Here is a 22,318-nt window from a genome sequence, read left to right on the forward strand (position 1 = left end):
GTCAGAACTCGTTCTGGATGTGCTTGTAACCGAGCACCAGCGCATTGTTCGTGCGCGCGACGTCCTCGGAGAAATCGCTCGCGTCGGCCGTCACCTGCGGCAGCGCGGCGAGGTCGGTTTCCGGCCCGATGCGTTCGGTCGAGCGCACGTAGAAGCCCGGCGGCAGGTGGCAGCCGTCGACGACCGCGTTGTAGCGCACCACGCAGCCGTCGTCGATCGTGCAGTTGAACAGCACGCTGTTGAAGCCGACGAACACGCCGTCGCCGACCTTGCACGGCCCGTGGACGATCGCGCGATGCGCGATCGACGTGTGCCGGCCGATCGTCACGCTCGCACCCGATTTCGAGTGGATCACGACGCCGTCCTGGATGTTCGAATGCGCGCCGATCACGATCGGCGCGATCTGGCCGTCGGCATCCGTTTCGTCGGCACGGATCACCGCGTACGGGCCGATGAACACGTTCTCCTCGACGATCACGTGCCCGCACAAAATGGCGGTCGGATCGACGAACGCGTTCGGATGAATCGTCGGCAGATCGCCGCGCGGGTTCTTTCGGATCATCAGGATTCCTGCCTGGAAAGGACATGACTGCGCTTGATCCGCTCGAACAGGCCCGGATCGCGCCACTGCGCGACGATGGCCGGCGCGAACACGATCGCGTCGAGATCGATGCGGCCCATGCGCGGGTTGAATGCGTCGTCGCGGAAGCACTGCGCGTAGCCGGTCTCGGTCTCGTGAACGATCACCGAATGCAGTCGCACGTCGGCTTCGCCGTTCGACATCGGCGTGCCCGACAGCGCGGCATCGACGAGCCGGAACAGCACGCGCGAGAACTGCTCGGCGCTCGGCGACACCGGCAGCAGCACCCAGCGCTCCGAATGCCGACGCATGCTTTCGACATAGCGCGGATCGTCGTCCGACCACAGCGTCACCGCATGGTCGAACGCGTCGATCAGGTCGCGCACGTCGCCCTTGAGCAGCCCGAAGTCGTAGATCATCTGCCCGTGGTCCAACGCATGCGCTTCGAGCAGCAACTCGACACGGTACGAATGACCATGAATCGAATGCGAGCAGCGCCGCGTGCTGCAGCCGCGCACGACGTGCGCATTCTCGAAGCGGAACAGCTTGCGGATCAGCATGCGTCGGCCCCCTCGCGCAGCGGAGCGGCCCACGCCACAGCATCGTGCGGATGCAGGCTTTCGAGATGGCGCACGCGCACGCGCGGGCCCGCATGATGGCCTTCCAGCGCGGCCTGCACGCGGCGCGCGGCATCCTCGACGAACATCAGGTTGCCGCCGTTCAGCACCGCGAACGCCTGCTCGTCCGCACGCTTGACGGCCGTCTGCACCGGCGTGCCGAGCGCCTGCTCGACGCGATCGATCAGGCCGATCAGCCCCAGCGTTGCGCCATCGGCGGGCAGCGCCACGCTGACGACGGCTTCGCTGCGCTGGCTGTGCGGCGTGGCGGCCGTCGCATGCTGTTTCAGCCATGCGGCGACCGCTGCCGGGTCCACGCGATCCTCGCGGCCGAACGCCGTCAGGAACGCCTGTTCGATCCAGTGCCGCGACAGCGCGGCCGAACACGGGCACGTCGACGAATAGACGACCGTCACCTGCGCGCGCAACGCGAATGCGTCGCCGGCCAGCGTCGCGTCGACCCGCACCGGATAGGCCTTCCAGCCGCTCAGCCCGTCGGTCACGAGCGCCGTGCGGCGGGCCAGCAGGTCGAAGTGCAGCCGCACGCGTGCGCTGCGCGTATCGCAGTCGCGGTGGCTGTCGACCATCGCGCGCAGCACGCGCTGCAGGCCGGCCGGCGACAGCGCTTCGCCGTCGGCCAGCCAGTCGAGCAGCCAGTACAGCCGCGACATGTGAATGCCTTTCACCTGCGGCGCAGGCAGATCGACCTGCACGTCGGCACGCGCATGCACGTCGCGCCGGCAGCCGGGCTCCGCCACGACGACGGGCAGGTCGATGCCCTGCATGCCGACCCACTCGAGCGGGCGGTGCCCCGGCGCGACATCGGTCAGGGAAATATCGGGAAGCGCTGCGTTCATGCTTGACATCCGGTGGAGCGCCTTCTCCATCCGGATCGATGCAGGAAGCGCGCGTTCAGGTCAGGGCCAGTCGCGAAACGGGTTGTTCCACGTGGTCCAGTGTTCGGGGCCGGTCGCCATCTCGGCGTCGGTCAGCAGACACGCGTCGAAGCGCGCGCGCAACGCCGGCTCGTCCATGTCCATGCCGATCAGCACGAGTTCCTGCCGGGCGTCGCCGACATGCTCGTCCCAGCGCGCGCGGATCTGCGCGACGGCTTCCGGGTCCTGCGGCCAACGCTCGGGCGGCACGGCCGCCCACCAGTGGCCGGCCGGCCCGTGCCACGCGACCGCGCCCGCCTGCGACCACGAACCGGCGACGGCCGGATGCGTGGCCAGCCAGAAGAACCCCTTCGAGCGGACGACGCCCGGCCATTCGCTCTCGACGAGATCGAAGAAGCGCTGCGGATGGAACGGCCGCCGCGCGCGATAGACGAAACTGCGGATCCCGTATTCGTCGGTCTCCGGCGTGTGCGTGCCGCGCAGTTCCTGCAGCCAGCCCGGCGCGCGCGACGCCGCGTCGAAGTCGAACAGGCCGGTGTCGAGCACACGTTCGAGCGGCACCTTGCCGAATTCGGCGATCTCGATCCGCGCACGCGGGTTCAGCCCGCGCAGCAGCGCGACCAGCCGCTCGCGTGCGCTGCAGTCGATCAGGTCGATCTTGTTGATCACGAGCACGTCGCAGAACTCGATCTGGTCGATCAGCAGATCGACGACCGTGCGCGCGTCCTCGTCGCCCATCGATTCGCCGCGCGCTTGCAGGCTGTCGCGCGACGCGTAATCGCGCAGGAAATTGAACGCGTCGACCACCGTCACCATCGTGTCGAGCCGCGCGACTTCGCCGAGGCTGCGGCCGTCCTCGCCTTCGAACGTGAACGTCTCGGCCACCGGCAGCGGCTCCGAGATGCCGGTCGATTCGATCACGAGCTGATCGAAGCGCCCTTCGCGCGCGAGCCGGTCGACCTCGATCAGCAGATCCTCGCGCAGCGTGCAGCAAATGCAGCCGTTGCTCATCTCGACCAGCTTCTCGTCGGTGCGCGACAGCCCCGCGCCGCCGTCGCGCACGAGCGCGGCGTCGATGTTGACCTCCGACATGTCGTTGACGATGACCGCGACGCGCCGGCCCTCGCGATTGTTGAGGATGTGGTTGAGCAGCGTCGTCTTGCCGGCGCCGAGAAAGCCGGACAGGACGGTCACGGGAAGCCGCGTGGACGGGTGAAGGGCGGGGCTCATCGGGCGATTCCGGAACAGGACGTTGAGGATGAAATGATATATTGTATCGATACGATATAACATATCGTTCCTGGCGTCCAGCAGCCCGGCTCATCGATGCGGCGACAGCGAGGGCGGCACGAAGGCCGCGGTACGCGGGGCCGTGCCGGCAGCGCCCCGCTGCGTATTACGTATAGAGCGACGCCGGCGGCAATGCGTCGGTCAGCGCGAACCGGCCCACGTCGCGCAGCCGGTAGTCGAGCGGATCATGGAGCGTATGCGTGCGGGCGTTCCGCCAGAAGCGGTCGAGGCCGAGCGACGCGGCCGTCGCGCGCGCGCCGCATGCGTCGAACAGCGCCTCGCCGTTGTCGAGCGCCGCGCGCTGCGCGACGATCTTCGCTTCCGACACCGCGAGTGCGACTTCGGCGCGTTCGTCGGCCGTCAGCGCATCCTGCCGCGCCCACGCGTGCTGCAACGCGTGGGCCGCGCGATCGGCCAGCGCCGCCGCGGCGACCGCACGCACGCGCATGTCGCCGAAGCGCTGCAGCGTGTACGGATCGTCCTCGGCCCGCTCGACGTCCGAGTGAATCCACGGGCGGCCATGCTGCCGCACGTAGTCGCGCGCCTCGGCCAGCGCACCTTCCGCGAGACCGACGAACAGGTTCGTCAGCACGAGCTGCGACACGAGCGTGCGCAGCGTCGCGCGCGGCGTCGGCGGCGCTTCCGACCGATGCAGCACCTCGTCGGCCGCGAGCGTCACGCCGTCGAAGCGCACGCTGCCGCTGTCGGTCTGGCGCTGGCCGACCGGATCCCAGTCGTCGTTGACGGTGATCCCGGCCCGATCGGTCGGCACCACGCCGAACACGGTGCGGCCGATGGCCGGATCGTGCGCGGATACCGTCATCCGCTGCGAGCCGCGCGTGCCGGAACAGAAGCCCTTCACGCCGTCGAGCCGGTAGCCGCCGTCGGGCGTGGCCGTGGCCACGAGCCGCGTGTCGAGCGGATTGACCGCGTTACCCCACCACCAGCGCCCGTCGACCGTGCCGCGCAGGTAGCGTTCGCGCTGCGCGGCGTTGCCCCACACGTCGACGCTCACCACCTGCAGGCACTGGAACCCGACGAGATGCGCGAGCGCGCTGTCGACCCGCGCGACCTGCCGGATCACGTCGTAGATCGCGGGCCACGCCGCCTCCTGGCCGCCGAACGCGCGCGGAACCGCGAGCGTCAGCAAACCCGCGTCGGCGAGCCATTGCTTCTCCTGCGCGGCGTGACCGCCCGCGCGGTCGCGCTCGGCGGCGCTCACGCGCAACGCGTCGATCGCGCGCGCCAGCGCAGCGCGGTCGACGGCCGGTGCATCGGTATCCGGCGCCAGCGTCGCCGGGCCGCGGGGATCGTTCATGCGACAGCTTCCTGTTCAACGGTTTCGCCCGACAGCGGGACGAGCGCGCCGAGCTGGCGGCCGGTCAGCCGCGACAGGATCTCGCGCCGCCAGTCGTCGTAGATCGCACGATATTCGGCGATATCCGCGCCGAACACCAGTGCGGTATGCGCGTACTCGTCGTGCAAATAGCCGTCGAGCCGCGCCTGGGTTTCCTCGTCGGCCGCGATCACGCGATCGATCAGTGCGTCGCGCTCGGCGACCGGCAGCGCCTGCAGCGTGTCGAACCACCACTGGACGATCTGCACGCGGTGCCACTCCTCGTCCGGCCGGATCCGGTTCTCGCCGTGCTCGCGCATCGCACTGTCGCCGATGCGGCCGGTCTTGCGCTGGATCCACAGCTTCGCGAGGATGTGCAGCTCGTAATGCCATTCGAACGCGAGAAAGCCCGCGACGTCGCGCACCGCGATGTCGCCGATGCGTGCCCAGTGCGCGGCGACCAGCCGGTCGACTTCCGGCAGCGGATCGCGCCCGGTGAGCGCGGTCACGCGTTCGCGGCCGATCACCGCGTGCGCGCCGTCGTCGCCCAACTGGCGCGACAGGATCAACTGGAAATGCGGATCGTCGCGGAACAGCGTGTCGATCGCCTTCGCGACGACCTGCACGATGAACAGGTCGTGCGATGCCATCTTCGTGTAGTAGTCGGCGACGGCGGCCAGCTCGTCGCCGTCGCGCGGCTCGCGCGGCGAGGTCGCCAGCTTGTCGGGGAAGTCCGGACGATGGCGTCGCGCCACCTCAAGAAACAGCGCTTCCTCGAATTGTCCGTTCCATTCGCGCGGCGCGCCGATGGGCAAGGTCATGATTTTTCTCTCAGGATCAGGAATGAAGCGAGCGGACGCTCGTGGCGTCGCTCAGGTGCGCCTGGTCACGCGTCGGACCAGGCGGTCGCCCGTGATTTGCACGGCCGAGACGAGCGCGATCAGGATCACGATCACGGTCGCCATGACGGTAGTGTCGAAACGTTGATAGCCGTAGCGGATCGCGAGATCGCCGAGCCCGCCCGCGCCGACGGCGCCCGCCATCGCGGTCGAGCCGATCAGCGCGACGACGGTGATCGTGAAGCCGCCGAGCATGCCGGGCAACGCTTCGGGCAGCAGCACGTGCCACACGATGTGGCGGCGCTTCGCGCCCATCGCGAGCGCGGCCTCGATCAGCCCGCGATCGACTTCGCGCAGGCTCACTTCGGCGATTCGCGCGAAGAACGGGATCGCGGCGATCGACAGCGGCACGACGGCCGCCCACACGCCGATCGTCGTGCCGATCAGCACGCGCGTGAACGGCAGCAGCGCGACCAGCAGGATGATGAACGGCGTCGAGCGGAACACGTTGACGAGCGCGCCGAGCACCGCGTTCACGCCGCGCCGCGCATAGATGCCGCCGGGCGCGGTGGTCACGAGGATCACCGCGAGCGGAATGCCGATCAGCGCCGCGATCGCGGCCGATGCGGCGACCATCGACAGCGTGTCGCGGATCGCGTCGAGCAGTTCGGGCCACCAGAGGTCAAACATAGCCGAGCACCTCCGCGTGATTCGCATGGCGGCGCGCACGTTCGAGCAGCGCGGCGACCGCACCGCCGCGCGCCGCCGGGCCGGCGTCGTCCGCCCGCGGCGTCGCGGCGATCACGAGCCGCCCCTGCGCGTGCCCCTGGATGCGTTCGATGCCGCCGTGCAGGAACCGCACGGAGCCGCCGAGCGCCGCCGCGAGCGCACCGACATCCGGCTCGCCGCCGCTCTCGCCCGTATAGCGGACGTCGAGCACGATCTGTGCGCCGTCGGGCAGCGCGGCCTGTTCGGGCAGCGGCCGCACGCGCGCGGCCAGCTCGGCCGGCAAGTCGTGCTGCAGCGTGCTCAGCAGCGCGCGCGTTGCGCCGTGGCGCGGATCGCCGAACACGCGCCACACCGGGCCGGTTTCGACGACTTCGCCCTGTTCGATCACCGCGACGGTGTCGCACACCGCGCGGATCACCTCCATCTCGTGCGTGATCAGCACGATCGTCAGCCCGAGACGACGGTTGATGTCGGCGAGCAGCGCGAGGATCGATTGCGTGGTTTCCGGATCGAGCGCCGACGTCGCTTCGTCGCACAACAGCACCTCCGGATCGTGCACGAGCGCCCGCGCGATGCCGACCCGCTGCTTCTGCCCGCCCGACAGGCTCGCCGGATACGCGTCGCGCTTCGCGGCGAGCCCGACGAGCTCGAGCAGCGCCTCGACCTTGCGCACGCGCTCGGCCTTCGGCACGCCGGCGATCTTCAGCGGCAGCGCGACGTTCTCGAACACCGTCTTCGCGGACAGCAGGTTGAAATGCTGGAACACCATGCCGGTGCGACGACGCAACGCGACGAGGCCATCCTCGTCGAGCACGCCGACGTCGACGCCCTGCACGCGCACGCGGCCCGAACTCGGCCGCTCGAGGCCGTTCAGGAGGCGCAGCAACGTCGACTTGCCCGCGCCGCTGCGGCCGATGATCCCGAACACCTCGCCGCGCCGCACGTCGAGCGTCACGTCGCGCAGCGCGGCGGCGTGGCCGCGCGGCGTCGCGAATACCTTGCCGACCTGCTCCAGCGACACGGCCGCGCCGCCGGCCGGCGTCACGGCTTCCTCATGTGCCGCTGCATCGGCACCGGCACCGGCGCGCACGGCCGATGCCTCGATGAAACCCAGCGTATCGAACAATTGCGTCATCGCTTCGCTCCGTCACGTTCAGGCATGCGCGGGGTGCGCGGGTTCGGCTGCGGCCGCCGGCCGGTGCTGCGCACCGGTATGCCACGCGGGCAGGCGCGGCCCCGCGCCGAACAGCTTCTCGCGCAGCGTCGGCGCGGGATCGTAGTCTTCCTTGTAGATGCCGCGGTTCTGCAGCTCGGGCACGACCCAGTCGACGAAATCCTCGAACGACTCGGGCATCACGGTGCGCGTCAGGTTGAAGCCGTCGATGCCGGTCTCGTCGATCCACGACTGCAGCTCGTCCGCGACCTGCGACGGCGAGCCGACGATCGGCGCATAGCGGCCGCCGAGCGACATCTGCTCGAGCATGCGGCGCACGGTCCACGTGCCGGTCGTGCTCTTCTTCGAGATCGCGTCGACGGCCGACTGGATCGAATCGGTCTTCACGTACGAGATCGGCTCGTCGAGGCCGTACTTCGAGAAGTCGATGCCGGTCGAGCTCGCGAAATGCGCGAGGCCGGCTTCCGGGCTCGCGTAGCGCCGGTATTCGTCGAATTTCTCGCGGGCGAGCAATTCGGTCTCGGCCGTCACGACGCTCACGCCGGCAAAGATCCTGATCGACGCCGGGTCGCGCCCCTGCCGCGCGGCGGCCGCGCGGATGTCGAGCGCCGCCGCGCGTGCGGCCGCCTTGCTCTGCCCGTTCACGAACACGCATTCCGCGTGGCGCCCCGCGAACTCGACGCCGCGCGCGGACGAGCCGGCCTGGTACAGCACCGGCGTGCGCTGCAGCGACGGTTCGCTCAGGTGAATCGCATCGACCGAATAGAACGGCCCGTCGTGCTTCACGCGCCGCACCTTGCCCGGCTGCGCGAACACGCGCGCCTGCGCGTCGCGGATCACCGCATCGTCGTCCCAGCTCTGTTCCCACAGCTTGTAGACGACGTCCATGTAGTCGTCGGCGCGCTCGTAGCGATCGTCGTGGCCGATCTGCTGCGCGAGGCCCATCCCGCGCGCGGCGCTGTCGAGGTACCCGGTGACGATGTTCCAGCCCACGCGCCCTTTCGTCAGATGATCGAGCGTCGACATGCGGCGCGCGAACAGGTACGGCGGCTCGTAGGTCAGGTTCGCGGTCACGCCGAAGCCGAGATGCCGCGTGACCTGCGCCATCGCCGGCACGAGCAAGAGCGGATCGTTGACGGGCACCTGCACCGATTCGCGCAGCGCGGCGTCCGGGCCGCCGCCGAACACGTCGTACACGCCGACGATGTCCGCGAGAAAGATCCCGTCGAACTTGCCGCGCTCCAGCGTCCTCGCGAGATCGGCCCAGTAGTCGAGATCGGTGTAATGCGCGGAGCGGTCGCGCGGATGCGTCCACAGCCCGTGGTTGATGTGCCCGACGCAGTTCATGTTGAACGCGTTGAGCAGGATCTTCTTGCGGTTCGCCGTCGTCATGCCGCCTCCGTCACCACGCGATCGCGTACAGCGAGCCGAACGCGTTGTCGAGCGCACGGCGCACCGCCGGCGAGTGCTGGTAGATCGCGATGAACTTGCGGATGCGCGGATCGTTCGCGCTCTCGGGCCGCACGACCCACTGGATCGCGAAGTTCTTGTTCTCGGTGCCGTCGAACAGCAGCGCGCTGTTCGGGTCGGTCGTGCCGGCGAGCTTGATGAAGCTCGGGTAACCCTGCGCGAGATCGACGTCGTCGAGCGAACGCGCGAGCTGCGACGCTTCGAGCGGGATGATCTTCAGGTGCTTCGGGTTGGCGACGATGTCGTGCGTGGTCGCGCGGTAGTCGGCGCCCGGCTTCAGCGTGATGAGCCCCGCGCGCTGCAGCAGCAACAGCCCGCGCCCGCCATTGACCGGATCGTTCGCGATCGCGACGCGCGCGCCGTCCTTCAGCTCGGCGAAGCTTTTCACCTTCTTCGAATAGAGACCGATCTTCATGATCGTGCCGGGCGCGATCGAGATGAAGTTGTAGCCGCCCTGCTTCTTCGCGTTCTCGAGAAACGGGATGTGCTGGAAGTAGTTGACGTCGATGTCCTTGTTCGCGAGCGCCGCGTTCGGCGTATTCCAGTCGGTGAATTCGACGATCTTCACGTCGAGCCCCTGCTCCTTCGCCTCCTTCGCGGCGATCTTCAGCGCCTCGATCTGCGGGCTGGTCGAGATTCCGACCTTCAGCGGCGCGGTGTCGGCGCGCGCGCCGTTCAGCAGCACGACGCCGAGCAGCGCGGCCGTCACCAGGCGGGCCAGGCGGCCGGCGGAAAAGCGGGCGGAAAAAATGGGATGCAGCATGGAAACCACTCTCCTGTCCAAAGACGGTATCGACGGATGAGCGACACCGCGGCGAACGCGCGGGCGTTCTCCGGACAGTCGTCATCGCATCGGAAAAGGATCAGCCGATGATAGAGAGCGGCGGGAAGGCGGTCTACGAAGCGATTGTGCGAAGAAAATCGCGCGCGGCGATATGGCCGGCGGTACGGCGGGCGGCGGCCGCGCACCCCGGCCGCCGCCAGGCCGAAATCTCGGCCTGAGCGCCGCGCCGATTCCGAAATCTCGGCCAGCTTGCGCGGAAAATCCTTTCCGCAGACGAAACAAATCCCTTATGAATCAATGCATTAAAAATATTCCGGCAGGCCGTCATGCTGGCACGGGGGTTGCGTAATAGACGGCACACGATGCCGCGAAGCGATGCAGGCATTCCAAACATCAGGAGACACGTCTTGCAGACCTCTATCCAAACCCCGTCCCATCCGGAGCCGCTTGCCGCGGCCGGTCCCGCCACGCGCGAACGCTTCTGGCCGGAAGGCTGGTGGAAGCTGATGGAAATCCGCATCGGCATCATCCCGCTGCCGGTCTACGTGATCCTGTTCGGGCTGATCGTCGGCTTCGCGGTCACGGGCAAGGTGCCCGGCGAAATCTCGATGGCGATCGCCGTGCTCGCGTTCTTCGGCTTCACCTGCGCCGAACTCGGCAAGCGCCTGCCGCTCTTGCGCAACATCGGCGCGGCCGCGATCTTCGCGACCTTCGTGCCGTCGGCGCTCACGTACTACCACGTGCTGCCGAAGCCGGTGCTGAACCTCACCGTCGAGTTCACGAAGTCGACCAACTTCCTGTACCTGTTCATCGCGTCGATCATCGTCGGCAGCATCCTGAGCATGGACCGCCGCGTGCTGATCCAGGGCTTCGTGAAGATCTTCATTCCGCTCGCGGCCGGGTCGGTCGCCGCGGCGATCGTCGGCACGGCGGTCGGCACCGCGCTCGGCCTCGGCGCGCGCCACACGCTGCTGTACATCGTCGTGCCGATCATGGCGGGCGGCGTCGGCGAAGGCGCGATTCCGCTGTCGATCGGCTATTCGGAACTGATGCACCTGCCGCAGGGCGAGATGTTCGCGATGGTGCTGCCGCCGGTGATGCTCGGCAGCCTGACCGCGATCATCCTGTCGGGCGCGCTCGACATGCTCGGCAAGCGCCTGCCGCACCTGACCGGCAACGGCCGCCTGCAGGTCGGCGAAAGCGGCGACATGACGCCGGAAAGCGAAGAGATCCGCGGCCACGTCGACGTCACGCACATCGCGGGCGCCGGCATCACCGCGATCACGCTGTACCTCGTCGGTCTGATGGCGCACAAGCTGTTCGGCCTGCCCGCGCCGGTCGCGATGCTGTTCCTCGCGGTACTGGTGAAGCTCGCGCGTGCGGTGTCGCCGCCGCTGCAGGAAGGCGCGTTCGTCGTCTACAAGTTCTTCTCGACCGCCGTCACGTATCCGCTGCTGTTCGCGATCGGCGTCGCGATGACGCCGTGGGACAAGCTGACCGCCGCGTTCACGCTCGTCAACGTGGTCACGATCGTGTCGACCGTCGCGACGTTGATGGGCACCGGTTTCGTGGTCGGCCGCCTGCTGAAGATGTACCCTATCGACACCGCAATCGTGAACGCCTGCCACAGCGGGCAAGGCGGCACCGGCGACGTCGCGATCCTGACCGCCGCGAACCGGATGCAGCTGATGCCGTTCGCGCAGATCGCCACCCGCATCGGCGGCGCGATCGTCGTCACGGTGACGCTGATCCTGGTCGCGCACTTCGGATAACGCGCGGCCGCACGCCCCGTCGCGCCGGCTGCCTCGCACGCGCCGCCGCCGGCCTTGGCCGGTGCGCGGGACGCGTCGTTCAACGCGGCCAGGGCCGGTTCACGCCGATAGCGGGCTTCGATGAGGGCGAACGTGCAGAAGAGCTTCAAGGGAATCCCGTGGTGGGGCTGGGCATCGGCCGCGGTGCTGTATGTCGGCGTGGCCGGCGCGGCCGTCGATTTCGCGTGGGAACGCGCGATCGACGCGCTCGAGGAAGCCGGCGCGCACCGGCTCGACCTGTATGCGTCGAGCCTGAAAAGCGAGCTCGGCCGCTTCGAGATCCTGCCCGGCCTGGTCGCGCGGCAGGACGGCGTGCGCGCGATGCTGAAAGCCGCGCCGGACGATGCGCCCGAGCGCGTGCATGCGGTGAACACCTACCTCGAAGCCGTGAACCGCGACGCGGGCAGCGGCGCGGTCGACGTGATCGACCTGCAAGGCGACGTGATCGCCGCGAGCAACTGGAACGAGACGATCAGCTTCGTCGGCACCAACGTGTCGTACCGGCCGTACTTCAAGGACGCGCTCGCGCGCGGCAGCGGCCGCTTCTTCGGCATCGGCACCAACACCGGCGTGCCGGGCGTCTACTTCGCGAGCGCGGTGCGCAGCGACGGCGTACCGATCGGCGTCGCCGCCGTGAAGATCAGCGTCGATCCGCTCGAATCGGCATGGCGCGCGCCGGGCGTCGCCGCGATGGTCGTCGACAGCAACGGCGTGGTCGTGATCTCGACCGAGCCCGCGTGGAAATTCACCGCGCTGCGCCCGATCACCGCGCAGCAGCAGCGCGACATCCAGGCGTCGCGCCAGTACGCGGGCCGCACCGTCGACGCGCTGCCCTATCGCCGCATCGGCGATCGCAGCTCGGCCGCGTGGTTCGGCACCTTCCCCGATCCGCGCCACGCCGGCCGCACCACGCGCTATCTCGTGATGTCGCGCCCCGCGCCGCAGGCCGGCGATTCGCTGATGGTGCTGCTCGACATCGCGGGCGCGCGACGCCAGCAGCAGACGGCGTTCGTGTTCGTCACCGGCGCGTTCCTGATCGTCGCGCTGCTGGTCGGCTATGCGATCCAGCGCCGCCGGGCGATCCTCGCGCGGCTGAACGCGCAGGATGCGCTGCGCCGCGCGAACGACCGGCTCGAACTGACCGTCGCGCAACGCACCGCCGCGCTGACGGCCGCGAACGAGCGGATGCAGCGCGAGATCGACGAGCGCGAACGCACCGAGCAGCGGCTGCGCGCGTCGCAGCAGGAAGTCGTGCACGCGGGCAAGCTCGCGGTGCTCGGGCAGATGGCCGCCGGCCTCACGCACGAGCTGAACCAGCCGCTCGTCGCGATCCGCACGCTGTGCGACAACGCGCGCACGTTCTTCGAGCGCGGCCAGCCGGCGCCGGCGCTCGCGAATCTCGAGCGGGTCGGCAAGCTGGTCGACGGCATGGCCGTGCTCACCGGCGAGCTGAAGACCTTCGCGCGCAAGCCCGACGTCGAGCGCGTCGCGGTATCGCTGAACGAGGCCGTCGCGCATGCGCGGCTCATCTACGATGCGCGCATTCGCGACGAAGGCGTACGGCTCGACGTGAACATCAAGCCCGGCACGACGGTCTCGGCCGAATCGAGCCAGTTGCAGCAGGTGATCGTGAACCTGCTCGGCAACGCGCTCGACGCGGTGCACGACGCGCCGGTGCGCCGCATCGTCATCGAGGCGGTCGAAGCGGACGAAGCGGACGACGCGGACGAGGCGGACGACGCCGGTCGCGTGCGCCTGACGGTGACCGACAGCGGCGCGGGCATCGCGCCCGACGTGCTGCCGCACCTGTTCGAGCCGTTCGTCACGACCAAGCCGCGCGGCCAGGGCCTCGGGCTCGGCCTCGCGATCACGTCGCGCATCGTCGAGGCGTTCGGCGCGAGGATCACCGCGACGAACCGCGACGAAGGCGGCGCGCAGTTCACCATCGAATTCGCGGCGGCGACGCCGCAACAGAGGACAGAGCATGGAAGATGAGATTCGGGTGCTGGTCGTCGAGGACGATGAAAACGTCCGGATCGGCGTCGAGCAGGCCGTCGCGCTCGCCGGGTTCCCGGTCGACGCGTTCGCGTCCGCCGCCGACGCGCTCGCGCACGTCGCGCCCGGCGCGCCGGTGGTGATCGTGTCGGACGTGCGGATGCCCGGCATCGACGGGCTGCAGCTGCTCGACCGCGTGATGGCCATCGACGCGCAGATCCCGGTCGTGCTGATCAGCGGCCACGCGGACATCTCGACGGCCGTCGGCGCGATGCAGGTCGGCGCGTACGACTTCATCGAGAAGCCGTTTTCGTCGGACGTGATCGCCGGCCGCGTCGCGCGCGCGGTCGAGAAGCGCCGCCTGACGCTCGAGGTGCAGGGGCTGCGCGCGGCGCTGAACAACTGGCAGGGCATCGAGGCGTTCGTGCTCGGCAAGTCGCCCGCGATGGCCGACGTGCGCAAGAAGATCCTGCGCCTCGCCGATACGTCGGTGTCGGTGCTGATCACCGGCGAGACGGGCACCGGCAAGGAGTTGATCGCGCGCAGCCTGCACGACTTCGGCGGCCGCCGCGACGCGCATTTCGTCGCGCTGAACTGCGGCGGCCTGCCCGAGCAGGTGTTCGAGAGCGAGCTGTTCGGCCACGAGGCCGGCGCGTTCACCGGCGCGATCAAGAAGCGCATCGGCAAGATCGAGTGGGCGGACGGCGGCACGCTGTTCCTCGACGAGATCGAGACGATGCCGATCGCGCTGCAGATCAAGATGCTGCGCGTGCTGCAGGAACGCGTGGTCGAGCGGCTCGGCGCGAACGACCTGATTCCGGTCGACTGCCGCGTGGTGGCCGCGTCGAAGGCGGATCTCGCCGAACTCGCGGCCGACGGACGTTTTCGCGCGGATCTGCTGTATCGCCTCAACGTCGCGCAGATCGAGCTGCCGCCGCTGCGCGAGCGGCGCGAGGACGTGCCGCTGCTGTTCGAGCATTTCGTGCTCGCGGCCGCGCGGCGCTTCGGGCAGCCGGCGCCGGTCGTCACCGCCGCGCAGGTGTCCGAACTGATGACGCACGCGTGGCCCGGCAACGTGCGCGAGCTGCAGAACGTGGCCGACCGCTTCGTGCTCGGGCTGACCGGCGACAGCCTGCTGTCGTCCGGCGGCACGCCGACGGCCGGCAGCACGCTCGCGGAGCAGCTCGCGTATTTCGAGCGGATGCTGATCGAGGACATGCTGCGGCGTCACCACGGCAACGTCGCGGACGCGAGCGAGGCGCTCGGCATGCCGAAGAAAACGCTCTATCACAAGCTGCGCAACCTGCGGATTCCCGCGCGCGGCGACGCCGCGGCCGACGGCGGCGAATGACGCGCACGAGGACACGCACCCCAGCATGGATCGCATCGACATCACCGACCACGGCCGCATCGCCGGCCATTTGATCCGCGGCGTCACGCGCGCGCAGAAAACCTTCCGCCCGAGCGACTGGCCCGAGCGCCTCGCGGGCGTCATCACGCTGTTCGTCGGCGAACGGCGGCCCGGCTATCCGTGCGCGCTGTCGCGGCTCGCGATGCCGGTCGTCGACGGCGGCGTCAAATGCCTGTTCGTGTCCGACGAATTGCGCGCCGTCTGCGCGGACGCATTCGATTTCGCGATGCAGTTCGCCACCGACAACGACCTCCCCGTCGAGCTTCAGACCGCGCCCGCGTTGAGCGTGCGCTGACGCGCCCCCTTCCCCGTTCCGATGCCAGCGCGCGTGCGCGCAGCCCGCGGCACGCCCTTTCATCGGCGAAATGAATCGTCAGACGATTGAAGGCTTCGGTGCATGACCACTCTCCGACAGGGGTTTCCGGCTGTGCCATCAAAAAAATTGATCGTCACGATGAAAATTATGCGTTTTCCTTGCAGGTCGCCGTGATGCATAGTTGCGTCGTGTTGACGCACCTTTGAGCCTTTCAGCCATGAACATGCGAATCGAGCCGTCCGTGCTCGCGAACCCCGACCTGCAATTTGCGACGCTTTCGTCAGGCATCAGCCTGCCGTATGTCGAGCGGGGCAGCGGTGCGCCGATGGTGTTCGTGCACGGCTCGCTGTGCGACTACCGCTACTGGGATCCGCAGCTCGCGGCGCTGTCGGCCCACTACCGCTGCATCGCGCCGAGCCTCAGCCATTACTGGCCGGCCGTCGAAGCAGGCATCCAGGACGAGTTCAGCTGGCAGAACCACGTCGACGAGCTCGCCGAATTCATCGATGCGCTCGATCTCGGCCCCGTGCACCTGGTCGGCCATTCGCGCGGCGGCAGCGTCGCGTTCAACGTCGCGCGCCAGCATCCGCACCTCGTCGAGTCGCTGACGCTCGCCGATCCGGGCGGCCCGCTCCAGCAGCCCGGCGTGCGCGAAGCCGCGCTGCCGGCCGCCGCCCTCGCGCTGCGCACGAAGGCCGTGAACCTGATCGGGCAAGGCGACGTCGAAGCCGGTCTCGAGATGTTCGTCGATTCCGTGAGCCTGCCCGGCGCATGGAAGAAGAGCACGTCGCGCTTTCGCACGATGGCGATCGACAATGCGAGCACGCTGCCGAAGCAGCTGCGCGACCCGCTGCCCGCGTATTCGCAGCACACGGCCGGCGACATCGCATGCCGCACGCTGCTGATCGACGGCCAGCGCAGCCCGAAGATGTTCCGTCACAACGTCGACACGCTGTCGCAGTGGATCGGCGATGCGCAACGGCAGACGGTTGCCGGTGCGTCGCACGGGATGAATGCGGCGAGCCCCGCGGTGTTCAACCGTTACGTGCACGAGTTCGTCGGCGCGTAACGTCGCGGGCGGCAGGCGCGCCGCCCGTCTTCGCTGCCGTCGTCGCATGGCCTGCTACCGAAACGACACGACGCGTACTGCCCGCATCGAATCGTTTCGCATCCCTCTGCGTCATGCCACCGGCACCGCCTTGCGCGTCACCGCGTCCGGCAACCCGAACACGCTGTCGAACGCCCAGTTGTACGTGAACGTGAAGATCGGGAAGAACACGATCAGCACCGCGTCGTACAGGAACGCCTGCAGCAGCGACACGTCGAGCCACCACGCGATCAGCGGAATCAGGAACGTCACGAGCGCGATCTGGAACCCGATCGCATGTACGACGCGCCGCCCGACGGTGCGCGTCGTTTCCGCGCGCCGCCGCTCCCACGCCTCGAAGCCGAGGTTGTACAGAAAATTGACGATGACGCCCGTCGTCGAGATCATCACGCCGAGCAGCCCGCTCGTCGCCGCGCTCGCGCCGCTCAACATGCCGAGCACCGACGACGCGACGAGGATGCCGAGCACCTCGAACATCACGACGTAGACTATGCGTCTCTTCCATCCTTGCATGACCGACCACCTTCATATCGAACCAGGTGGCGAGACTACCGCGGGCACGTCGTCCGCCAAAGTCAGGTCCTTTCAATTTTTCTGACAGGAGACGGCCGACCATGCTGACCAGCGATCACATCGACATGCTGCTGACCGTCATCGACAAAGGCTCGTTCTCGGCGGCCGCGCGTGCGCTCGGCCGTACGCCGTCGGCAGTCAGCATGGCGATCGCGAACCTCGAGGCCGAACTCGACCTCGTGCTGTTCGATCGCGGCACGCGCGAGCCGACGCCGACCGCCGCGATGGCCGCGCTGCTGCCCGACGCGCGCGCGATCGCCGAACGGCTGCATGCGCTGCGCGCGCATGCGCAGCACTTGTCGGAAGGCGTCGAGGACACGCTGCGGCTCGGGCTCGCGGCCGAAATCGACGGTGCGCCGGTTGCACGCGCGCTGACGGCCGTCGCGGCGCAATATCCGGCGCTCGCGGTCAGCGTCGTCACGGCGCCGCAGGATGTGATCGTCGATGCGCTGCATCGCGGCGCCGTCGATCTTTGCGTCGCGTACGGCGGGCTCGATCTGCATCCGCAGGAACAGATTCACGCGCTGTGGACCGAGACGCTAATCGCGGTCGCCGCGCCCGACCATCCTGCGATTGCCGAAGCCGCGCATCCGGAAGCGATCGAGCGATTGTCGGGATTTCGGCAGATCGTGATCGCCGATCCGGAGCGGCCACTCACCGACGTGCGGCCGCTGATCGGCAACCGCACGTGGAAGGTGACCGACATGGCGACCGCGATCGCGCTCGTGAAGGCCGGTCATGGCTGGGCGAACTTGCCGGAATCGATCATTGGCCGCTATGTGGCCGACGGCGAACTCGCACCGCTCGTGTTCGCGAACATCCGCAACGGGTTGCCGTTGCCCGTGTATTTGCGGCGGCCGAAACATACGGGGCTCGGCAAGGCGGCGAGCGAGCTGGTGCGGGCGCTGCGGGCTGCCGCCGGCAATTCCTGACGGTTGCGGCCCTGGCTCACACACGCCGCCAGGTAAGCGTCGAGTAAGTATCGCGGCCTACAGTAGGTTCGCTTGCGCGATGCCATCGTGGCATCGAATCGCATCTCGGGAACCGCTCGCCAGATCAGACGAAAGGAGAACGCGTGATCAGCCGGCCAGCCATGAGGGACGTCTGCGCGATTGCGCCGAACGGAAGCCGCGTCGGTTGGCATCCGCCGCACAAGTGGAAAAGGCAGCCCGTCGCACCATCGTTCGCCGCGGTCTCGATCGAGCACTACATCGCTGGCGCCACGGAAATCGTCGATCTGGAGACGACCGGCCCGATCCTGGGCATGTATCTGCAGGCGCCCACGACACTCGAGCTGCGAACGAACACCGGCCGGTGGGCACCGACCCGCATCCGCGGACCGCTGGCTTATGTTCCGCCCGGCTTCTCGTTTTCCGGCCGATGGTCCGATGAAATCGAGTGGATCAGCGTCCACTTCGAACCGTCATGGCTGTCGCGGACAGGGCTGCAAAGCGACGTCTGGTTCGCGTCGGCCGCGCTCCGGATGGACGTGATCGACGACCTGCTCACACAGATCGTCCGCAGCCTCCATGAAGACGCCGTCGCGGGGATGCCGCAGGGCCCGACCTATGCGGAAGCGCTCGGCTCAGCCGCGCTGCACCGCATGCTGCACCTGGAAGCTCGGCCGCAGGCGAAGCAATATGCGCAAGCCGGCATGATGCGCAAGGCCGGTGAGTACATCAGGGACCATTTCCGCGGCCCGCTGACGCTGATGATGGTGGCCGATGCGGTCGGCTACCCGGGCGATCTCTATTCGTTCATCCGGAGCTTCAGAAAGGCCAACGGACTGACGCCGCACCAGTACATCATCGAGAACCGCCTTCAAGCCGCCCGCCGCCTGATCGAGCGCGGGGCATACGGCGTGACGGAAGCCGCGATCGACTGCGGCTTCTCGTCGGCGAGCCACTTTTCGGCGACATTCCGCAAGCGGTGGGGCGTGTCGCCCTCCGCACTCAAGCCGCGCGCCGCGACCGCTACGCCAGCGGAAGCGACAGAATCCACAGGCCGCTGATCGTCAATGCGATCGTCAGCACCAGCAGCGGCAACTGGCCGACGGTCGCCGTTGCGGCCGGACGGCCGCTCCGGACGGCAATCGCATGCGTGAGCATCACGCTCACGACGTGCCCGGCGAGAATCAGGAGCACCTGCGCATGCCAGATGTATCCGACGTCGATGAGCGCCTGGGCCGCCGACATCTGATCGGCCGCGGCCGCCACCGGCAGCAGATTCCACCCGAGGCCGAGCGGATCGGACGCGAGCCGGAAGATCTGCCGCCCCTGATCCCAGAACAGCGTGAAGTAATGGCAGACGTTGTAGAAGAACGCGATCGGCAGCAGTACCAGGCAGAACTGCCGCGAGAACGACGCTCCGCCCGACGACGAACGCGAACTGATCGCGCCGAGCGTGCAGCAGCCCCGGAACACCAGGTAATACGCGATGCCGATGATCGCGAACGCCACCCATTGCCAGATCAGCAGGATGTCCGCTGAAAAAGCGTAGTGCCGGCCGAGCGACGGAAACAGATCGACGACGTGCGGATAGATGCTGCGCCAGAAGAATGCGTGCCACGTAGCCGTATCGCGCAAGCCGTCGTAGGCCGTCGACGACAGCATGAACGACAGAAAGGCGATGACGCTGGTATCCGCCGGCCCGTCGCGCGACATGTCCGCGACCGGCTTTCTCGATTCCACGATCACGTGACGCCGCGCTGCCCCACACCATTTCAGCGGCGACAGCTTCGCGCATAGCCTGCACAGCACGCCGAACGTATCGCCGTGGGCGAGCCAGCGCTCGCGCCCGAAGCAGAACGCGCCAATCAGCGCATACGCGGCATACGCGACGAGGAACAGGCCGACGTCTCGGGGGCGCCCCGCGCCGAACAGTTCCAGCGCGATGAGCGCGATATAGCCGCCCAACGCGGGCCACGAGGCGAGATGTTCGGGATAACGATAGCGCCCGCGCTCCAGGACGGGGAAACAGCGCACGGCGATTCGCAACAGAAGCGCAAACGGATTGGTGAATGCATAGACGTCACCCAATATCGCGCTGACATACAAGGCGCCCAGATAGAACCAGATCCAGAAGCCCGGCATCGCCAGGTTCAGGAACGGATTCGTGGTTCCCGCGAGGCCGGCCACGACCAGGAGCGCGACGAATACCGCACTCGCGATTTGCGCGGCGTTCACGAGCGGAACCGGGATTCGCAGCGCTTTCGTCCAGGTTCCGGATCGCCTTCCCGGCTCGGGTGCGCGCATGCCCGACGCAAACGCAAGGATCATGAAGGACACCATCAGCGTGCCCGTTGCGGCATACGCATACAGCCACAACGGCACCGGAAGGTAGTACGGGATATTCCATGCGTGGGCGCTCGCGCCGGTTGGCGTGCACAAGACAATCCATGCGAGCCCGAAGGTCAGCCATCCCTTTCCGTGCAATGCGACACCTTCGAACTGGCCGCTCGCCCGCGCCGATTGATGCACGATATCGTCACGCATTTCGACGTCTTCCCGATCAGTAGTCGGCCGACGAGACCCATCCCGTCACCTTCCAGCCGATTCCATTGCGCTTCTCCGACACGATCCCCACGGTGTCGTACGGTGCGTCGAGCAGTTTGACGAGTGCAACGGCGCGCGGGTGGCCGGCGCTCGACCACGGTAGCGCAAACACCACGAAAGGCAGGACGGGGGACGGCTTCTCGCCTTCGACGATCAGCGGCAGCACGGCGTCGTTCAATGACCTGAACACCTCGAACGACGTGCGATTGCGCGCAGGTGCGAGCGAATGCGTCGCCGAATGCGGTAACCCCTCGACGGCCAGATAAGCGCCGTGATCCCTCAGTCTCCATCCAACCAGCGCGTTGACCAACGCATCGTCAGGCTTCTGCCCGCGCTCGACCGAAATCGCGGGCAGCCAGCGCTTGTCGACCGGCGACGTCGTGACCCAGTCGCTGAGAAAGCGTGTGTAGAAATCGACGATGTCCTTGTCGACGCCAGCTTGCATCGCCGACGGCAGCGGCGCGGGCAGGTCGCGCCGCCCATGCCATCGGACGGTTTTCCACGCAGGCCCGTCGGGCAGGCTGATACCGTCGAGAAACGACGTATCCGCGATGCCGTTCGCGACGAACCAGTCCGACTTCGCGCGCTTCGTTCGCGCAGCGACGAAGTCGGGAAGCCGTTGCCGGACTTGATCCCAGGGTGCCGCCTGCCGCGCCGCTCCATCGATAGCCGGATACCGGATCATCTGAAGGTAGGTCGCCTGCGCCATCGCTTCCACATCGGCGACCCGACGCCAGGTCAGCTCCGCCGCGTGGCTCGACGATGCGTGTCGATCGAGCGGCGCCGCCATCGCCAGACCGGCATCGCACGCGATGCCGTCGCGGCTCCAGTCCGGAACGGACGGCACACCGCGATGCGCCCACGAATCCTGCCAGCCATGGAGCGCGCGGCCGAATTCGCCGAGCATGAACGCGGCCTTGCCGCCGCCGGCCTTGCCGAGCGCCGCGTCGACGGGCGCGAGCGCAGCCGGCCCACCGGGCACTACGGCTCTTGCCTGCGCATCGACCGGTACGCTGCGCGCGCCCGGATAGTGTCGGGCCTGCGCATCGACCGCATCGGGGACAAAGCGCGACAGGCACGCGTACTGCAACGGCGATGTCATGTACTCGATCGATCCTGCATCGATGCGTTGATCCGCGAGCGCAATGGCCTCGGCGTCGCGCGGCGCGAAGCCGGCCTGCCGTGCCAGCCAAAGCGTGAGGCCGAAGTGCACGTCGGCCTCGAAACCGGCACACGTCAGCGGCATCGCGAGCGCAATCGCGCAAACCAGCAGGTCACGGCGAAAGCGCATCAATTGCCGATCTCCGTCGCCTTCGTGCTTTCGGGGAACGGCCAACTGTCGTTCTCGAACGACAACACGAGCATGCCGTTGTCCTGGCATGCGGTGGTCAGCAGGTGGCGATCGAAATCGAAATCGAGACGCGACGCACACCAGTCCGGCCCGCCCGCACGGTACTGACCGAACATCAGATGCGCCGAGCCCGCGCCGGGCGACTTCACCGAAGCCGGGTTGTAGTACGCGATCTCCTTCGGCTTCGACGGATCGCGAATGTCGAAGACGCGAATGCCGGAGTTGAAGTAACTGCACGCGAGCGCGGTCGCGTTCTGCCGGTTGTCGACGCTGCAGTAGTGCGCGCCGTACGTGAATGTGGTCAGGCCGGCGATATCGGGAATGACCTTGCTGCAGTTCGCGATCGCGTGCGTTTCGAGCCGGAGCTCCGACACCAGCCGCGGCGCAGCTTCGTTGGACATGTCGTAGATGTGCCCCATCGGGAACGGCGCCACACCGGCATTGCATGCGGCTTTGACCGCCGTTGCGCCCGGATCCTGGAGCC

Annotated in this window: 20 protein-coding genes and 1 pseudogene; 7 read left to right on the forward strand and 14 right to left on the reverse strand. The window is 67.9% G+C overall.

Features of this window, described 5'->3' with window-relative positions:
- Position 1: 1 nt before the first annotated feature.
- The 10 genes from H0X95_RS31230 to H0X95_RS31275 form a co-directional block, all read right to left on the reverse strand.
- Positions 2 to 562, reverse strand: coding sequence for a gamma carbonic anhydrase family protein (locus H0X95_RS31230; protein ID WP_006491343.1), 561 nt, complete (start codon positions 560 to 562; stop codon positions 2 to 4).
- Entirely contained in the window at positions 562 to 1,140 is a 579-nt protein-coding gene (locus tag H0X95_RS31235; RefSeq protein ID WP_058902335.1) for a 6-pyruvoyl trahydropterin synthase family protein, read from the reverse strand. The genes H0X95_RS31230 and H0X95_RS31235 overlap by 1 nt, the downstream gene beginning before the upstream one ends.
- On the reverse strand, positions 1,134 to 2,054 hold the full coding sequence (gene folE2 / locus H0X95_RS31240; RefSeq protein WP_034203464.1) for a GTP cyclohydrolase FolE2: 921 nt from the start codon (positions 2,052 to 2,054) through the stop codon (positions 1,134 to 1,136). The genes H0X95_RS31235 and folE2 overlap by 7 nt, the downstream gene beginning before the upstream one ends.
- A 60-nt stretch (positions 2,055 to 2,114) precedes the next feature.
- Complete coding sequence (gene zigA, locus H0X95_RS31245; RefSeq protein WP_185716449.1) at positions 2,115 to 3,323, reverse strand: zinc metallochaperone GTPase ZigA; 1,209 nt, start codon at positions 3,321 to 3,323, stop codon at positions 2,115 to 2,117.
- Between the two features lie 166 nt (positions 3,324 to 3,489).
- Complete coding sequence (locus H0X95_RS31250) at positions 3,490 to 4,701, reverse strand: acyl-CoA dehydrogenase family protein (protein WP_059720631.1); 1,212 nt, start codon at positions 4,699 to 4,701, stop codon at positions 3,490 to 3,492.
- Positions 4,698 to 5,540 carry a hypothetical protein gene (locus H0X95_RS31255; protein ID WP_034203255.1) on the reverse strand — a complete coding sequence of 281 codons (843 nt, stop codon included), beginning with the start codon at positions 5,538 to 5,540 and terminating at the stop codon, positions 4,698 to 4,700. The genes H0X95_RS31250 and H0X95_RS31255 overlap by 4 nt, the downstream gene beginning before the upstream one ends.
- Positions 5,541 to 5,591: 51 nt before the next feature.
- Positions 5,592 to 6,248 carry a methionine ABC transporter permease gene (locus H0X95_RS31260; protein WP_006491339.1) on the reverse strand — a complete coding sequence of 219 codons (657 nt, stop codon included), beginning with the start codon at positions 6,246 to 6,248 and terminating at the stop codon, positions 5,592 to 5,594.
- Positions 6,241 to 7,422: a methionine ABC transporter ATP-binding protein gene (locus tag H0X95_RS31265; RefSeq protein WP_059720630.1), complete on the reverse strand. Its 1,182-nt coding sequence runs from the start codon at positions 7,420 to 7,422 to the stop codon at positions 6,241 to 6,243. Before H0X95_RS31265 ends, H0X95_RS31260 begins: the two co-directional genes overlap by 8 nt.
- Positions 7,423 to 7,440: 18 nt before the next feature.
- Complete coding sequence (locus H0X95_RS31270) at positions 7,441 to 8,853, reverse strand: LLM class flavin-dependent oxidoreductase (RefSeq protein ID WP_059720629.1); 1,413 nt, start codon at positions 8,851 to 8,853, stop codon at positions 7,441 to 7,443.
- A 10-nt stretch (positions 8,854 to 8,863) separates the two neighbouring features.
- Positions 8,864 to 9,694, reverse strand: coding sequence for a MetQ/NlpA family ABC transporter substrate-binding protein (locus tag H0X95_RS31275; protein ID WP_059720628.1), 831 nt, complete (start codon positions 9,692 to 9,694; stop codon positions 8,864 to 8,866).
- A gap of 428 nt (positions 9,695 to 10,122) precedes the next feature.
- Between H0X95_RS31275 and H0X95_RS31280 the strand changes: the two genes are divergently transcribed.
- The 5 genes from H0X95_RS31280 to H0X95_RS31300 all read left to right on the forward strand — a co-directional run bounded on the left by H0X95_RS31280 (position 10,123) and on the right by H0X95_RS31300 (position 16,317).
- Entirely contained in the window at positions 10,123 to 11,487 is a 1,365-nt protein-coding gene (locus H0X95_RS31280) for a 2-hydroxycarboxylate transporter family protein (protein WP_006481998.1), read from the forward strand.
- Between the two features lie 120 nt (positions 11,488 to 11,607).
- Positions 11,608 to 13,521, forward strand: a complete 1,914-nt coding sequence (locus H0X95_RS31285; RefSeq protein WP_196446338.1) for a sensor histidine kinase — start codon at positions 11,608 to 11,610, stop codon at positions 13,519 to 13,521.
- Entirely contained in the window at positions 13,511 to 14,872 is a 1,362-nt protein-coding gene (locus H0X95_RS31290) for a sigma-54-dependent transcriptional regulator (protein ID WP_006484474.1), read from the forward strand. The genes H0X95_RS31285 and H0X95_RS31290 overlap by 11 nt, the downstream gene beginning before the upstream one ends.
- Positions 14,873 to 14,897: 25 nt before the next feature.
- Complete coding sequence (locus H0X95_RS31295) at positions 14,898 to 15,227, forward strand: DUF3579 domain-containing protein (protein WP_006484473.1); 330 nt, start codon at positions 14,898 to 14,900, stop codon at positions 15,225 to 15,227.
- Between the two features lie 238 nt (positions 15,228 to 15,465).
- Positions 15,466 to 16,317 carry an alpha/beta fold hydrolase gene (locus H0X95_RS31300; RefSeq protein WP_059720626.1) on the forward strand — a complete coding sequence of 284 codons (852 nt, stop codon included), beginning with the start codon at positions 15,466 to 15,468 and terminating at the stop codon, positions 16,315 to 16,317.
- A gap of 111 nt (positions 16,318 to 16,428) precedes the next feature.
- On the opposite strand, the gene H0X95_RS31305 is transcribed toward H0X95_RS31300, so the two are convergent.
- The gene (locus H0X95_RS31305; RefSeq protein ID WP_059720625.1) at positions 16,429 to 16,869 is read right to left on the reverse strand and encodes a PACE efflux transporter; all 441 of its coding nucleotides are present in this window, start codon (positions 16,867 to 16,869) and stop codon (positions 16,429 to 16,431) included.
- Between the two features lie 101 nt (positions 16,870 to 16,970).
- Between H0X95_RS31305 and H0X95_RS31310 the strand changes: the two genes are divergently transcribed.
- Together H0X95_RS31310 and H0X95_RS31315 are read left to right on the forward strand one after the other, a co-directional pair.
- Positions 16,971 to 17,861 carry a LysR family transcriptional regulator gene (locus H0X95_RS31310; RefSeq protein WP_006484483.1) on the forward strand — a complete coding sequence of 297 codons (891 nt, stop codon included), beginning with the start codon at positions 16,971 to 16,973 and terminating at the stop codon, positions 17,859 to 17,861.
- A 143-nt stretch (positions 17,862 to 18,004) separates the two neighbouring features.
- On the forward strand, positions 18,005 to 18,940 hold the full coding sequence (locus H0X95_RS31315) for a helix-turn-helix transcriptional regulator (RefSeq protein WP_059720624.1): 936 nt from the start codon (positions 18,005 to 18,007) through the stop codon (positions 18,938 to 18,940).
- On the opposite strand, the gene H0X95_RS31320 is transcribed toward H0X95_RS31315, so the two are convergent.
- From H0X95_RS31320 to H0X95_RS31330, 3 genes and pseudogenes are all read right to left on the reverse strand, one after another.
- Positions 18,903 to 20,423 (reverse strand): hypothetical protein, encoded by a 1,521-nt coding sequence (locus tag H0X95_RS31320; protein WP_059720623.1) that lies wholly within the window; start codon positions 20,421 to 20,423, stop codon positions 18,903 to 18,905. The genes H0X95_RS31315 and H0X95_RS31320 overlap by 38 nt on opposite strands.
- 16 nt (positions 20,424 to 20,439) lie before the next feature.
- Positions 20,440 to 21,864 carry a DUF6765 family protein gene (locus tag H0X95_RS31325; RefSeq protein ID WP_230878322.1) on the reverse strand — a complete coding sequence of 475 codons (1,425 nt, stop codon included), beginning with the start codon at positions 21,862 to 21,864 and terminating at the stop codon, positions 20,440 to 20,442.
- A pseudogene (locus H0X95_RS31330) lies at positions 21,774 to 22,318 on the reverse strand (LVIVD repeat-containing protein); the annotation flags it as partial. The gene H0X95_RS31325 and the pseudogene H0X95_RS31330, both read right to left, overlap by 91 nt.

The sequence above is a fragment of the Burkholderia sp. 9779_493 genome (assembly GCF_015712215.1).
GTDB lineage: Bacteria > Pseudomonadota > Gammaproteobacteria > Burkholderiales > Burkholderiaceae > Burkholderia > Burkholderia cenocepacia.